Raw genomic sequence first — 13,351 nt, forward strand, 5'->3', positions numbered from 1 at the left:
CACGTCACCACGGCGACCTTCCGCGAGTACCACATCCCGGAGTTCGCCGATGTGCCGCGCACGGAGGTGTACTTCGCCGACACCGCCGACGCCCTCGGACCCCTGGGCGCCAAGTCGATGAGCGAGAGCCCCTTCCTCCCGGTCGCTGCCGCCTTGGCCAACGCGGTACGGGACGCCACCGGGGTTCGGCTCGACACCATGCCGATGACACGTGACCGGGTCTGTCTGGCCATCGCCGCCTCCCGCGGCACACCCGTCGCGCCCGACGGGGTCCCGGCAGACGGGCCAGCCGGGCACACCCCGGCCTGATCGCCTCGCACGAGGAAGGCGGCCTCGGCGCCGTCGGCCGACTTCGGCCGCGGCGGCCCGGGAGAGCCGCCACTCTCCTTCGGATGGTCGGGAAAGTGGGCCGGGTCGAGCACCGGACGTCCCGGCAGAGCCAGTTGGCGACGGGCGGCGGCGGGCACCGCGGCGGGTACGGCAACAGCCCCGGCACCGACTCCTGGCCAGGCTGGCCGATGGCGGCGTACCGCACCTGGGGCGGCTTCGGCTGGATGACCGCCAAGCTCGGCGGCATGTGGGACTCGAAGCTCGCTGAAGGCAACGGCTGGTGGATCCCCACCAATTCCGACATCCACCGTGCCAACGACTCCACCCTGGACATTCCTCCGGTCCCCTGCGACTGGTACGCCACCCACGGCAAGTACCCCGCCCCGGTGGACACCGGCACGCCGCACATCCACGCGGACTTCTGGCCCGGCCAGTGCCACTGGCTCGCGGAAGAGGACCCCGAGGCCGTAGTGCGTGAGGTCCTCTCGTTCATCAGCAAGTGACGCCGCGATCGCGCCACCGTCGTTGCCGTGCGCCGTCGACCGGCCCCCGGCGAAAGCGGGCCGACACCGCGTTGAGGAAGTGCCCGAGTCGGGCGACGACCGCCCGGTCTTGGAGGGTGGGCTGCTGGTGCGTGTCCTGTGTCCATCGTCAGAGCTCCAGCGGCCCACCGGTCCATGGGGCGGGATCCCCCGCGACGCAGAGGTAGACCGCGAGCACCAGCGACGCGGGGATCGCGCTCAGCAGCAGGCCCATGCGGGCGGGGCGGAGGCGAGCAGCCCGGCCCGCACGGCGGGTGACTGTCGACGGTGCCTGATCCGACGCCCCCGAATGATCGCGCATCTCCCGGCGGGGTGGGGGGTGGCTGCTCGGGCCGCATGTGCTTGCACTGGTCCCGCAGCGCCTCCGTCACCGTGGGGTACCGGACGGTGTCGCACGTCGTGCACACCTCTGCCCAGGGGGCGCTGGCGAGGCCCGGAACCCGTACGCACCTCGGGAGCCTGACGCGAACTCACCTCCGCTTCAGCGCTCGGCGGTCTCGGCGAGACGGGCGTGGTTGTGCTCCGGGCTCTCGCCGCCGTTCGGGAGGGGCTGGGCCGCGTAGGTGATGCGGATGACGCCGTCGGCATGCCGTTCGGTGCCGGCGCGGACGCCGAAGACGTCGGCGAGGAGGTCCGGAGTGAGCACCTCCAGGACCGGTCCCGCCGCCGCCACGGCTCCGTCGTGCAGGACGACGAGATGGTCGCAGAGACGGGCGGCGAGGTCGAGGTCGTGCAGGACGGCGAGGGTGGTGATGCCGGTGGCGCGGATGAGGTCCAGGAGTTCGAACCGGGCCCGGATGTCGAGGTGGTTGGTGAGCTCGTCCAGAACCAGGAGTTGTGGACTCTGCGCCAGCGCCCGTGCCAGTAGAACGCGTTGTCGTTCGCCGCCGGACAGGGAGGCGTAGTCGCGGTCCGCGAAGGGCCGTACTCCGCAGCGGTCGATGGCGTCGGAGACGGCCTCGCGGTCCTCGGCTCCGTCGCGGCCGAGCAGCCCGTGGTGCGGGACGCGGCCGAGGGCCACGATCTCGGTGACGGTCAGGCCGGTGGTGTTGCCGCCGGCGTCCTGGAGAACGGCGGCCGTACGACGTGCAGCGGCGCGGGGGGACAGCTCCCACACGTTGTCCTCGCCCACCCTGACCGCTCCGTCCGCCGGACGGAGCGAACGGTAGACGGCACGCAGCAGGGTTGACTTGCCGCTGCCGTTGGGGCCGACGAGGCCGACGATGTCGCCCTCACGGGCCTCAAGGCTCACATCCCGGAGAATCGGGTTGTGGTCCAGGGTGACATGGAGCCGATCGACGGTGAGTTTCATGGTGTCAGTCCAGGCCCTTGTTGCGGCGCAGCAGCCACAGGAAGAAGGGAGCTCCGAGCAGAGCGGTGAGGATGCCCAGGGGGATTTCGTTGGGGCGGTTGAGGGTGCGGGAGAGCAGGTCGACGAGGACCAGGTAGACGGCTCCCAGCAGGGCGGTCAGGGGGAGCAGGCGGCGGTGGTCGGCGCCGGTGGTCAGGCGCACCAGATGCGGGATCATCAGGCCGACGAAGCCGATGCTGCCGGCGACGGCGATGACGGTTCCGGTCAGCAGTGCGGCGAGCACCAGGAGCACGGCGCGCAGCCGGTTGACGTCGACGCCGAGTGCGGTGGCGGACTCGTCACCGGCCAGCAGGGCATTGAGTCGCCGGCCGAAGAGACTGAGGAGCGTAGTGGTGGCGAGCACCACCACGGTGACCGTGGGGAGTTGGCCCCAGTGTGCGCCGGATACGCTGCCCAGCATCCAGAACATGACCGTCCGCAACTCGGTCGGTGTCGCCTGGAGTTGCACATAGCTCGTGGCCGAGAGGAAGACGTAGCCGACGGCGACGCCGGCCAGCACCAGCCGGGTCGGCGCCAGGCGTCCCCGCCGTTGTCCGAGGGCGAAGACCAGCGCGCCGGCGGCGACCGCGCCGAGGAAGGCTGCCGCCGACACCCCGAGCCCGGCCAGCGCCGCGCCGCCGCCCAGGGTGATGACCAGCACCGCGCCGAGCGTGGCACCGTAGGAGAAACCCAGCACGATGGGGTCGGCCAGCGGGTTGGACACCACGGTTTGCAGCACGGCGCCGGACACGGCCAGGCCCGCGCCGACCAGGGCCGCAAGGACAACCCGCGGGGTGCGGAAGTTCCAGACGATCTGGTCCAGCGCCGGGTCGGAGTGCGCCGCCCCCGCGCCGGTGACATGGTGGAGGACGATCCCCCACACGTCGTCCAGCGGGACGTTGACAGCGCCGATACTGATGCCCACGATCATCGTGACGATCAGCGCGACGGGCAGGAGCGTGAACGCCAGCGGAGTCCTGAGCCTGGTCAGAACGCTTCGGGGTGCAGCAGCTTGGCGATCTTCTCCACCGCCAGGTCGTTGCTGGGGCCCAGGTACATCGAGTCGGACAGGACGACGTACGCGTTGTTCTTGGCGGCTGACCACTGGGGGAACTCCTTGAGCAGCTTCTTGGCGTAGGCAGCCGGATTGGGGTCGTTGTAGCTGATGACGACGAGGGCGTCGACGTCGGTGGCGGCCACCTTCTCCTTGCTCAGATCGGCGAAGAGGGCCTTGGAAGCGCTCTCGAAGGCGTTGGAGCCGCCGGCCTTGGCGAGGATGTCGTTGGCGATTCCCTTGCTGAAGACCGAGCTGAAGTCGTTGCTGCCCATCGCCATGTTGGAGAAGAGCACCATGACCTTCGGCTTCTTTTGCCCCTTGACCTTTTCGGAGACCGCCGCGATGTTCTTTTCGGACTCGGCGATCAGCTTCTCGGCCCTGTCACCGACGTTGAAGATCTTTCCCATGTCGCGGAGCAGCGTGTAGCTGTCGGCGACGGTCATCTTGGAGGGGTCATCGTCGCAGCCCTGCGGGGAGACGTAGCTGTTGGCTCCTACCTGCTTAAGCTGCTCACGGGTGGCGAAGCCGTTCTTCTGGTCGAAGCCGTATGTGGTGACGGACAGAACGAGATCGGGGCGCAGGCCGAGCATGGCCTCGCGGGGGATGTCGTAGGCGTCGTTGAGCTTGATGTCACCGGTGGGCAGGTCCTTGATGGCCGTGGCCCGGTCCGCCACCTCGGACATTCCGTAGGTCTGCTCGTTGGCGGCGATCTTGTCCTGGAGGCCGAGGGCGAGAAGCGTGGAGACCTCGGCGACCGAGGCGCCGTTCATGACGACGACCCGGCTGGGGGCCTTCTTGAACGTCTCCTTCTCACCGCAGTTGTCGAGGGTGACCGGGTAGCCGGATTTCGAGGCGGCGGCCTCGGTGGTGCTGTCGCTCGCCTTGTCCTCGGACGAGGAGCCACATGCCGCCGTGAGCAGGCAGAGGGCTGCGGTCAGGGTGACAGCGGCCGACCGTTTCATCGGCATGTGGGCTCCTTGTGTACAGGCTGTGCTCATGGGCTGAAGAGTTCTGATGCAGTAGTCGCGGCGAAGTGGTCGTGAGTTCCCGGGGAGTCGTGGACTATTCCGCGAAGGCCTGGGCCGGGACCGGGCTGGCTGGGCAAGCGGGCTGGCAGGGCGAGGGAGGGAAGCACGCCCTCGGCACACAGTGGTCCGGGCAGCGGCAGAGCAGCTCGCGGTCGACCGGGGGCACGTGATGCTGCTGTCCCCCAGGCCGGCGCGCACGTGGTCGCCCTGGACGAGTCCCGCGGCCCACGTGGCGTGCGCGAGGCGTCGCTGCCCCGGTGCGGGGCCACGCAGGTCAGGGTGCGGCCCTCACGGACCAACGCTGCGGTGTCGGACCGACGGTCGGCGTGGAAGGGGCTGCCGCCGCCGGGGGTGCGGCCTGTCCCCGAGCGGTCCTCCAGCTCGCCGCGACATCGCGGAGGTTGATACAACGCCGGAAGTTCGATGTGAAACGGGGGATGAGGATGTCCGGGAGTTGATGGCGCCAGAGGCCGACGCGGTCGGTCGCGTCGCAGGGGCGGTGGCGGGACGGGGTCACGCGGCCCGCATCCCGTCGTACAGCTTGCGCTCGTCCTGGACGGTACCCCGGTGGGAGACGGGCCAAGTGCGCGGATCGTGACGCCGGTGACGCCGGTGACGCCGGTGACGCCGGTGACGCCGGTGACGCCGGTGACGCCGGTGACGCCGGTGACGCCGGTGACGCCGGTGACGCCGGGGCTAAAGCCCTGATCATGGCCTTCTGGTTCCTTATTTCTCCGTCGGGACGGTCGTGGAAGCCTCGGGCGACCATGGGTACTCGAGTACGTGGGACACCTTCTGGGCGATGTCGGCGCCTTCGAGGCGGTCGATGAGGTGAAGCGCCATGTCGATCCCGGCGGCCACGCCCGCGCTGGTCACGATCTGCCCGGTGTCAACCCACCGGGGGCCGGTCCGGACATCGACGTCAGGATGCCGAGACACGAAGCCGTCGATCTCGCTCCAATGGGAGGTCGCGGGGAGCCCCGCCAGGAGCCCGGCCGCCGCGAACACCAGAGAGCCGTTGCACACGGACGCCAAAAGCGTGCCATCGGCCGCGAGCGACCGCAGCCGTGACAGGTGCGTTTGGTCCTCCCGGAGAATCTCGACGCCGGCGCCACCAGGATGAATGAGCAGGTCCGGCCTCGGCTCATCGTCAATGGCGCCATCGGGCGTGACCGTCAGCCCCAGGCCACAGCGCACAGATCGTCCGTCGATGCTCGCGGTGTGGACGACCACGTCGCGTTCGGTCAGCTCCTGCCAGAACCGGAGCGTTTCCCACGGCCCGACCGCATCCAACTCCTCGACACCCTCGAACAACAGCACCGTGATCCGATACGGAATCGCGTCGTTCATCATCCTCGGTGTCCCTCCCGGCAGAGCAATCGACCTCGTTCCACAGGAATGTGGACGTCTTCACTATTCAGGGCCCCCACAACGCCGGGAAGCGGCAGAAGAGCCCGGTCACGATAGATTTCTGCCATGACTGTGCCGATGGCATCCGAGCAGTTCGTCCGGCGGCATCGCATCGCCGTGCTCGCGCTCGACCGGGTGCTGCCGATGGAAGTCGGCATACCGTTCCACATCTTCGACCAGCCGGGATTGCCCTACGACCTGATGCTCTGCGGCCGCACAGCGGGCCCCGTCGAGACATACAACGGCTGGCCCCTCATCGCCACGCATGGTCTCGACGCGGTCAGCACGGTGGACACGGTGATCGTCCCGGCCTTCCGCGACTACCTCGACGGTGCACCGGACGACGTGGTGGCCGCACTGGCCCAGGCACGCCGACACGGCGCCCGCATCGCCTCGATCTGCACCGGAGCGTTCGCACTCGCCTCCGCGGGGCTGCTCGACGGGAGGCGCGCGACGACGCACTGGCGCCACACGGATGACCTCGCCCGTCTCCATCCCAAGGTCGAGGTCGACCCCGACGCGCTCTACGTCGACGCCGGAGACGTCATCACCTCCGCAGGCGTCGCCAGCGGCATCGACCTCTGTCTGCACCTCCTGCGCCGCGACCACGGGGCGGCCGTCGCGAACGCCGTAGCGCGGGAGATCGTCGCCGCACCACATCGGGACGGCGGGCAGGCGCAGTTCATCGCACGACCGCCGGTCCCACCGAACAGGACGGGCTTCGGCGCGACCCTGGAATGGGCGCTGACCCGCCTGGACCAGCCACTGACGGTAGCCGACCTGGCCGCACACGCCCGACTCGCCACCCGAACCTTCGCACGCGCCTTCGCGGCCGAGACCGGCACCACCCCGATCAAATGGCTCAACGTGGCACGCGTCGACCGGGCACGCGAGCTCCTCGAAACCACCGACGCCGGCGTCGACCACATCGCACAGCTCTGCGGGCTCGGAACCCCGGCAAACTTCCGTCAGCACTTCCGCCGCGCCACCGGGATCACCCCAAGTGAATACCGCCGAATGTTCGCCGTCACCTGACCTATTGATCCGAAACGGTAGGTGTTCTGGATCGTTGATCCCCGCCTGAGTGAACTGGTAGGAGACTCACGGCAGTTGCCGCCATCGGCGTGGGGCGCCGGGTGCCCGACGAGAGACCGAGCTGCTCCAGCTCCTCGGCGACGTCCTGGACCTCGCTGACGACGAGCCCGTCACATGGGCAGTGGACCTCAACGCCGGCGGCGCCGCACTGTGGATTGCGCTGCTGGTCAGCCACAGGCAGAAGCTGCTCTACATCCCCGGCCGCAGCGTCCATCACGCCTCCGGGCCCTACGGGGCAGCGGGAACACCGACGCGAAGGACGCGTTCGTCATCGCCGACCAGGCCTGTGTGTGCCGCGACCTACAGCCGTTGCGGGCCACTGGTGAAATCGCCGAGGACCGCGACGACGGTCAGCAACGGGCCGCGTCCTGCTTCTCGAGCCGGCTACGCTGGATCTGGCTGACGGCATACGCGGTTCCGGGCCCGGCGGGCGGGACGATCTCCACCGGGTTGCCCAGTCCCTCAGCGCGCGCGGCCTTCAGCACGGCGTCGACGCCTACATCGGCGGATTCGCGACCTTTTCCGCTCGACCCGCCCATGTCCATGCCCTGCATGGAGCCGTGTCCGGCGTGTTCGCCGCCGACGGCGGAGCTGACGGCGGGAGTGGCCTGGCCGAGGGAGGCGCGGAAGTCGGTGACGTTCGCGCCCGCGTACGTGGACCACGTCAGACCGGTCGCGGACAGGAAGAACAGCCCCAGCGCCGCCCAGACCCCGACCGAGCCGTGAAAGGACATCGTCCGCCTGCGGCCGGTGGCGGACCGGTCCGGCAACACCGTCGCGCGGAGCTTCCGCTTCGCCGAGCCCTCGCGGCGGCGCGCGATCCACAGCACCAGACCGCCGCCGGTGATCACCCACAGCCAACTGGCGGCGAGTTCGCTGTAGAGCCGGCCGGTGTCGCCGAGATGCAGATTGCGGTGCGGGTCGTCGATCCACGTGCGCAGCGGCAGCGCGCCACTGGTGCCGTACTGCTCCAGCGCGCCCCCGTACCTTCCCCGTGTAGGGGTCGGCGAAGACGGCCAGCTTGCGCTCGGGGTCGGCACCCTTGATGCCGGAGAGCAGTACGCGCGTCGTGGCGCCCGCCTCCGGGGAGGGGCGGATCGCGCCAATCTCCCCCTCGGGGTGGGCCCTGCGGGCGGCGGCGATCTCCTGGGAGAGCGGCAGTTCGCTCTTGCCGACCGAGATCCGCAGCTCGTGGTCGTAGACGATCTTCTCGGCCTGGAGGGAGCCCGCGTAGAGGAGTCCGGTCACGGCGGCGACGAGCGGGAAGGGCGCGACGAGGACGCCCGCGTAGAGAAGTGCAGTCGCAGGACCAGCGGGCGCAGGGCCGGCCAGCCACGAGGACCGGCACCCGAGTCCGATGTCCGGGGCGCGGCGCCGGGCTGCGGCGCGTCAGGCGACTGTGGTCCGTCATCGGTGTCGGCGGCGACGGGTTCGGCGGACATGAGAACTCCTGACTTGGGGACGATGCTGGTCGGCCGGAGCCGTACCAGGGTCGTAGTCGGACCTCCGGAGGAAGAAGTTCCGGAGACCTGGCACGCTGGGCGAGCCCTACCAGGGCCCCATGGGGCACAGGCCCGAGCCGACATTGCGCTCGTGTCGTTCCCCGCGGACCGCCACTCCTGCTGGACTGGCTGGAGCACCGGCGAAGCCGGTGGCCGAATACCGCGCATCTCCACCTGTTGATCAACAACCAGACCGCCACCAAGACCAGCCGGGTCAGCAACCACTGGATCAGTGCCTCGATGCGCGGGCAGGACGCGACGCCGGAGCGGCTCCGCGTCGACCGGCAACTCGAAGAGGCCCTGACCCACGGGCCCGATCCGCTCCACCTCGCCGAGGTGTTCGGACTCGATGAGAAGACCGCGATGCGCTACGCGGACTCCGCACGAGCGAGCCGCCGAGCGGCTCTGACTGCCGTGCCATGTCGAAGATGGTCTCGCATTCACGGGCCGGGAATCGAGAGCCAAAATGCTATCGCGGTGCCCCATGGAGGGCTGGTAGCAATTGAAGATGTCAACTGAAGCCCTTGACCCGATGGAACGTCTCTTCGCCGAGCGAGCCTGCGAGCGTCTGATCGTCGAGTTCGTGCGCCGCCTTGACCTGGGAGATCCGAGCAGTGTCGCGGACCTCTTCACCCCTGACGGGGTGTGGGAGTGGCCTCACGGCGACCGCAGAGTGGAGGGGCGTGGGGCGCTCCGCAGCTACTTCGGTTCGCGGCCCAAGGACCGGCTGTCACGCCGCATGTCTACGAACATCTTGGTCACGGTGAATTCTGCGTCGGCGGCCACCGCCACCTCTTACTTCGCCACTTACCGGGTCGACGGCTATACCGATGCCATGGTGCCCCCGAGGCTCCCTGCCAACGTGGGCCACTACGAGGACACATTCCGGAAGGTCGAGGACGACACCTGGCTCCTCGCCAGCCGAGTCACGCACCTACCATTCGGCGGAGAGACGGTGCGTCTCAGCCACTCCGACCAGTCGTGACTGCGGGCCCAACCGGGCTTTGTCCACCCGCTGCCGTCGCGCTGGCCTCGCGACTTCACCACGAACCCACGGATCCGACGTCGCGAGGCACGGCGACAGACTTTCGGGTTCACACCTTCGGAGCGGTGAGGGTGGGGTTCGTAGTCGCGGGCGAGACGGCGGTGGTGCATGAGCTGCGCCATCGCGTCGGCCCACCCCAGGATCTTCATGGAACCGACGGACGCCGCCAGACCGCGGCGTCCATTATGGATCTGCCCGTTGATGACGATCGCGGCCCCGAGGCGGCGGCCGGCGTGCACGTAGACGAGGTCGCGTGCCTCGGCGGCGGCGCCCCGCCACTGCTCGGCCGCCGCCGCGAGGTGGATGTCGTTGGAGACCAGCACGTCGCGCTTGAAGCGCCTCGATACCTCCGACACCACGTCGATCTTGTCGAAGCCCAGGAGAGAATAGACGTCCAGGTCCCGGCCCGCAGGAGCGGTGCGCATGTCATTGGCTTCCGAGCCGTTGGCCGCCACGCCGGTGATGCCGCAGGCCACCGAACGGATGTGTTCCCGGCTCGTCCCGGTCTGCCGGACGGTCGCCTCCACCAGACGCGCCGCTGCCCCGATGCGCCCGGCGGGTCCGAGGCCGGAGTCGACGCCGCGTCTGCGCATCGCCACGACGTCCCCGCGCAGGTCGCAGACGACCACGGCCACCTTGTGGGCGCCGATGCCGACTCCGACGACGGCGAAGTTCTCGGCCACGACCTCGTAGCGCCGGGCCGGCCGTCCCGCGGACCGCTCGCCGTTCGGGCGGCCGAGCGACTCACGGACGAAGCGCTGGTTCAGCAGCGTCGCCACCAGTTCCTCGGCACTCGGACGGGAGACTCCGACGGTCGAACCCACGTCGCTGACCGTCAGCGACGTCGAATCGAGGAACGCCCGCACCGTGGCTGCGAGGTTGAGCCTCCGCAGCAGGTGGGCATTCCCCTCGGGGATGACCGGCATGAGCGGCCGGTGCAGCGCAATTTCCGTCGAGAGATGACAGGAGCACCATCATGCGGTTCTCGAACCTCATCGTCAGATCCCAGCCCACCCGGAGGAGACCCGAACGGCGTCGGCGGACGGCCGGCGCGGTGGCAGTCGCGATGCTGACCGCCGGCATCCTGCCCGCAGTCGGCGCACAGCCGGCGAAAGCACGGCCCGACGGAACGACTCCGTCGATCGAGATCCAGGCGGGTTATCTGGACCTCCAGCTCGACAGGGCAGGTACGGTCGTAGCTCTGGACGACGTCAGGACCGGGGTCGACTATATCGCGCCCGGTCATACAGCACCCCTGGTCAGCCTGGTCGTCGACGGCAAGCAGCAACGGCCGACCACGGTTGACCGTTCCGGACCCGGCGGCCAGACGCTCACGTTCCGGAACAGGGCGGCGCACTGGACGATCCAGGTGAAGTTGGTCGGTAAGCGCGGCTACGCCACCTTCGAGGCGGTCGCCGTCGACGCGCCGAAGGACGTCGATGTGCAGACCCTGCTCTGGGGCCCACTGGCCACGTCGATCTCCAAGACAGTCGGCACATCGGTGGGGGCAGTACGCGACGACGATTTCGCCATCGGGCTCCGTCCGCTGACCGACCGTACCGAAGGCGCCTGGCCGCAGGAGGACCAGGACATGGGCTGGGAGAGCGAGGTCGACCACGACCCGGACCACGTGAGCGTGGGTTCTCTGGAGGAGTGGAGCGCGGCAGGTGTGACTCCCTGGGGTTCCGTACTGCGCGCCTTCACCTTCGACTACACCAAGCAACGCCACCGCAAGGTAGGGGGCTATCCGATCCCGGTCGGGCCGCTGCCCGGCAGCGACGGCAAGATCGCCGGTTCCAAGATTGCACTCTTCGGAGCCTCGCCTGAGGCGACGCCGACGATCCTGTCCAACATCGCGGCGGGCGAGAAGCTGCCCTACCCGAGGCTGAACGGTCAGTGGCAGAAGGCATCCCAGGCAAGCAGCCAGTCGTGGCTGGTGCTCGGCGACCTGCGGACCGACAACATTCCGGCGGCGGCCCGATTCGCCAAGGCTGCCGGCATGAACCGCGTCTACTCACTTACCAGCAGCTACGGCCCATGGAAGTCGAGCGGCCACTACACGTTCGACTCGAGCCTGGGCGGGAGCGACGCCGGGGCCGCAGCAGCCGTGGACATCGGCAAGGCCAACGGTGTACAGCTTGGCGTACACACCCTGTCGGACTTCATCAGCACCGGCGACGAGCCCTACGACTGGGCCTGGTTCCCGCGAGACGACTACCTCACGCCACCCGCCGACGACCGGCTCGCAACGGGGGGCAGCGCCTCGCTCACCCGTCCGTTGACGGTCGGCGACACCACCGTGTACCTCGACTCCGGCGTGCTGCTTGCTGAGGGAGTGCACCACAGCTACTTGCGTATCGGGGACGAATTCGTCAGCTACGGAGCGGCCGAACAGGTCGGAAACGAGTGGAAGTTGACCGGCCTACAGCGCGCGCGATGGGGATCGGTCGCGGTCTCACACGCTGCGGGCGACCGCGCCGCCCGAGTCGTGGCCAACAGCTACGGCGGCGCGATCGGTAACCATGCCGTCCTCGACGAGATCAGCGACAGGCTGACCACCGCGTGGAACAAAACCGGCATCACCGGTATGTCGTGGGACGGCCTGGAGTCGGCGTCGGAGTCCGGCTGGGGCGCTTACGGCATGGCTCACCTCGTGAACACGACGTTCAGGCGAATCGACGCCAAGGACCGTTTCCTCTCCGAGACCAGCCGGATGTCCTCCAACACCTGGGACGCGCTGACCCGGGCCAGCTGGGGTGAAGTCGGCAGCACCTCGATGGAGCAGGTGTTCAAGAACAACAAGTACCTCCAGGCGAACTTTCTCCCCGGAATGCTCGGCTGGATCAGCCTCAAAGGCTCGGACAGTCTGCTCGCCATGGAGTGGAAGCTGGCTCGAGGCGCCGGTCTGAACGCCGGGGCAGGTTTCCAGAGCTCGGTCTCCAGCCTCGTGTCGGGCGGTGAGAACACGACGCGGCTGCTAGAGGCCATCCGGCAATGGGAGACGGCACGCAACCTGGGCGCGTTCACCGCGGAGCAGCGGGCGCGGTTCCGCGACCTGACGACGAACTGGCACCTGACCGCGGTCGAGCTGGGCAAGCGATGGTCTTTGCAGGAGTTGGACGCCGACGGCAAGCCGGTCGGCGCCCCCCAGCCCGTCGTCGCTCCGACCCCGGAGGTCGACGCCGGACCGCTGCCCGCGGCGGCCAAGGGACACCTGTACGAGGCGACCGTGAAGACCAACACGCCGGCAACCACGCGCTACGCGGTGACCTCTGGAGTTCTGCCCGCGGGTCTCGTGCTCAACGCCGACACCGGAGGGATCGTGGGTACGCCCGCCAAGGCGGGAACAGCACGTTTCAGGATCACGGCATACCAGAGTTCCGGCCAACCGCCGGCGCGGCACGGCTACGAGATCGACGTCGCCAATTAGCCCGGTTGAGCCGGACGCGCGCGGTGGATCACCGTCACGCTGAATGAGACCTGCACGCGGCGTACGCCAAAGGGCGTACGCCGCGTGCTGCACACCATCGGCCCCTACCAAGCAGGACTTCGGGGCAATGTTCGCTTCATGCTGCTGGCCACACTGCCCGTCCTGGCCTTCTACCCGGCGTTCCAGAAGTGCTTCGTCCAGCAGCCGGGCCGGTGGCGCCACGAAGGGCTGAGCCGCCTCGCCAGGGAAAGAGCATGTCCTTAGAGGTCGCGCGGATAGGTGCTGTGGGGGCCTCGGCGGCCCCGCACGGCTGCACGTGGACACCGTCCGCTTCGGCCGGATCGACACCCCACTCCCGCGCTCGCGGCCGGGGCCGGACTCCGACGACGCGATCACCGCACGCGGTCCTCCTGCCGTCACTCCGGGCATTCGTCGCGCGTGTGCGGGACGACGCCGACGTCCGCGTCATCGTCTTCGAGAGCGCTGACCCGGAGTTCTTCGTTGCGCACGGTGACATGGCCTACCTCACCGACCCTGACGCGCTGCCCGCGGCCACTCGCG

The 13,351-nt window shown here is 69.0% G+C and carries 12 protein-coding genes and 3 pseudogenes; 8 read left to right on the forward strand and 7 right to left on the reverse strand.

Annotated elements, in window-relative coordinates:
- Both KN815_RS37845 and KN815_RS51935 read left to right on the forward strand, forming a co-directional pair.
- Positions 1-309 (forward strand): annotated as a pseudogene (locus KN815_RS37845) (hypothetical protein); the annotation flags it as partial.
- Between the two features lie 83 nt (positions 310-392).
- Positions 393-833, forward strand: coding sequence for a hypothetical protein (locus tag KN815_RS51935; protein ID WP_216346362.1), 441 nt, complete (start codon positions 393-395; stop codon positions 831-833).
- Between the two features lie 148 nt (positions 834-981).
- On the opposite strand, the gene KN815_RS37855 is transcribed toward KN815_RS51935, so the two are convergent.
- The 5 genes from KN815_RS37855 to KN815_RS37880 form a co-directional block, all read right to left on the reverse strand.
- Positions 982-1,173: a hypothetical protein gene (locus KN815_RS37855; RefSeq protein ID WP_216346371.1), complete on the reverse strand. Its 192-nt coding sequence runs from the start codon at positions 1,171-1,173 to the stop codon at positions 982-984.
- Between the two features lie 180 nt (positions 1,174-1,353).
- Positions 1,354-2,184 (reverse strand): ABC transporter ATP-binding protein, encoded by an 831-nt coding sequence (locus tag KN815_RS37860; RefSeq protein ID WP_216346363.1) that lies wholly within the window; start codon positions 2,182-2,184, stop codon positions 1,354-1,356.
- A gap of 4 nt (positions 2,185-2,188) precedes the next feature.
- On the reverse strand, positions 2,189-3,154 hold the full coding sequence (locus KN815_RS37865) for a FecCD family ABC transporter permease (protein WP_216346364.1): 966 nt from the start codon (positions 3,152-3,154) through the stop codon (positions 2,189-2,191).
- A 56-nt stretch (positions 3,155-3,210) separates the two neighbouring features.
- On the reverse strand, positions 3,211-4,248 hold the full coding sequence (locus KN815_RS37870; protein WP_216346365.1) for an ABC transporter substrate-binding protein: 1,038 nt from the start codon (positions 4,246-4,248) through the stop codon (positions 3,211-3,213).
- Between the two features lie 786 nt (positions 4,249-5,034).
- The gene (locus KN815_RS37880; protein WP_253209482.1) at positions 5,035-5,661 is read right to left on the reverse strand and encodes a DJ-1/PfpI family protein; all 627 of its coding nucleotides are present in this window, start codon (positions 5,659-5,661) and stop codon (positions 5,035-5,037) included.
- A gap of 123 nt (positions 5,662-5,784) precedes the next feature.
- On the opposite strand from KN815_RS37880, the gene KN815_RS37885 reads away from it, so the two are divergent.
- Positions 5,785-6,753 (forward strand): GlxA family transcriptional regulator, encoded by a 969-nt coding sequence (locus tag KN815_RS37885; RefSeq protein WP_253209483.1) that lies wholly within the window; start codon positions 5,785-5,787, stop codon positions 6,751-6,753.
- 103 nt (positions 6,754-6,856) lie between these two features.
- Positions 6,857-7,143 (forward strand): annotated as a pseudogene (locus KN815_RS52650) (IS110 family transposase); the annotation flags it as partial.
- Positions 7,144-7,175: 32 nt separating this feature from the next.
- Here the strand turns inward: KN815_RS52650 and KN815_RS37890 are convergent.
- Positions 7,176-8,255 (reverse strand): annotated as a pseudogene (locus KN815_RS37890) (PepSY-associated TM helix domain-containing protein); the annotation flags it as partial.
- Positions 8,256-8,492: 237 nt separating this feature from the next.
- Here KN815_RS37890 and KN815_RS51040 point away from each other — a divergent pair.
- Positions 8,493-8,834: a hypothetical protein gene (locus KN815_RS51040; RefSeq protein ID WP_253209485.1), complete on the forward strand. Its 342-nt coding sequence runs from the start codon at positions 8,493-8,495 to the stop codon at positions 8,832-8,834.
- Positions 8,824-9,300, forward strand: a complete 477-nt coding sequence (locus KN815_RS37900; protein ID WP_216346366.1) for a nuclear transport factor 2 family protein — start codon at positions 8,824-8,826, stop codon at positions 9,298-9,300. The genes KN815_RS51040 and KN815_RS37900 overlap by 11 nt, the downstream gene beginning before the upstream one ends.
- Here the strand turns inward: KN815_RS37900 and KN815_RS37905 are convergent.
- Complete coding sequence (locus KN815_RS37905; protein ID WP_216346367.1) at positions 9,186-10,286, reverse strand: ROK family protein; 1,101 nt, start codon at positions 10,284-10,286, stop codon at positions 9,186-9,188. The two genes, KN815_RS37900 and KN815_RS37905, sit on opposite strands and share 115 nt — an antisense overlap.
- A 50-nt stretch (positions 10,287-10,336) precedes the next feature.
- Here KN815_RS37905 and KN815_RS37910 point away from each other — a divergent pair, with 50 nt between their 5' ends.
- Both KN815_RS37910 and KN815_RS51045 read left to right on the forward strand, forming a co-directional pair.
- On the forward strand, positions 10,337-12,790 hold the full coding sequence (locus KN815_RS37910; RefSeq protein WP_253209486.1) for an Ig domain-containing protein: 2,454 nt from the start codon (positions 10,337-10,339) through the stop codon (positions 12,788-12,790).
- An 84-nt stretch (positions 12,791-12,874) separates the two neighbouring features.
- The gene (locus KN815_RS51045) at positions 12,875-13,054 is read left to right on the forward strand and encodes a hypothetical protein (RefSeq protein ID WP_253209487.1); all 180 of its coding nucleotides are present in this window, start codon (positions 12,875-12,877) and stop codon (positions 13,052-13,054) included.
- Positions 13,055-13,351 lie beyond the last annotated feature (297 nt).

Source organism: Streptomyces niphimycinicus, assembly GCF_018883605.1.
In the GTDB taxonomy this organism is placed as follows: domain Bacteria; phylum Actinomycetota; class Actinomycetes; order Streptomycetales; family Streptomycetaceae; genus Streptomyces; species Streptomyces niphimycinicus.

What these genes read in the sequence shown, in the direction of transcription:
- KN815_RS51935 (WP_216346362.1), top strand. Translation starts at nt 393, where the DNA reads ATGGTCGGGAAAGTGGGCCGGGTCGAGCACCGGACGTCCCGGCAGAGC.
- KN815_RS37855 (WP_216346371.1), bottom strand. Translation starts at nt 1,173, where the DNA reads ATGCGCGATCATTCGGGGGCGTCGGATCAGGCACCGTCGACAGTCACC.
- KN815_RS37860 (WP_216346363.1), bottom strand. Translation starts at nt 2,184, where the DNA reads ATGAAACTCACCGTCGATCGGCTCCATGTCACCCTGGACCACAACCCG.
- KN815_RS37865 (WP_216346364.1), bottom strand. Translation starts at nt 3,154, where the DNA reads ATGATCGTGGGCATCAGTATCGGCGCTGTCAACGTCCCGCTGGACGAC.
- KN815_RS37870 (WP_216346365.1), bottom strand. Translation starts at nt 4,248, where the DNA reads ATGCCGATGAAACGGTCGGCCGCTGTCACCCTGACCGCAGCCCTCTGC.
- KN815_RS37880 (WP_253209482.1), bottom strand. Translation starts at nt 5,661, where the DNA reads ATGATGAACGACGCGATTCCGTATCGGATCACGGTGCTGTTGTTCGAG.
- KN815_RS37885 (WP_253209483.1), top strand. Translation starts at nt 5,785, where the DNA reads ATGACTGTGCCGATGGCATCCGAGCAGTTCGTCCGGCGGCATCGCATC.
- KN815_RS37900 (WP_216346366.1), top strand. Translation starts at nt 8,824, where the DNA reads ATGTCAACTGAAGCCCTTGACCCGATGGAACGTCTCTTCGCCGAGCGA.
- KN815_RS37905 (WP_216346367.1), bottom strand. Translation starts at nt 10,286, where the DNA reads ATGCCGGTCATCCCCGAGGGGAATGCCCACCTGCTGCGGAGGCTCAAC.
- KN815_RS37910 (WP_253209486.1), top strand. Translation starts at nt 10,337, where the DNA reads ATGCGGTTCTCGAACCTCATCGTCAGATCCCAGCCCACCCGGAGGAGA.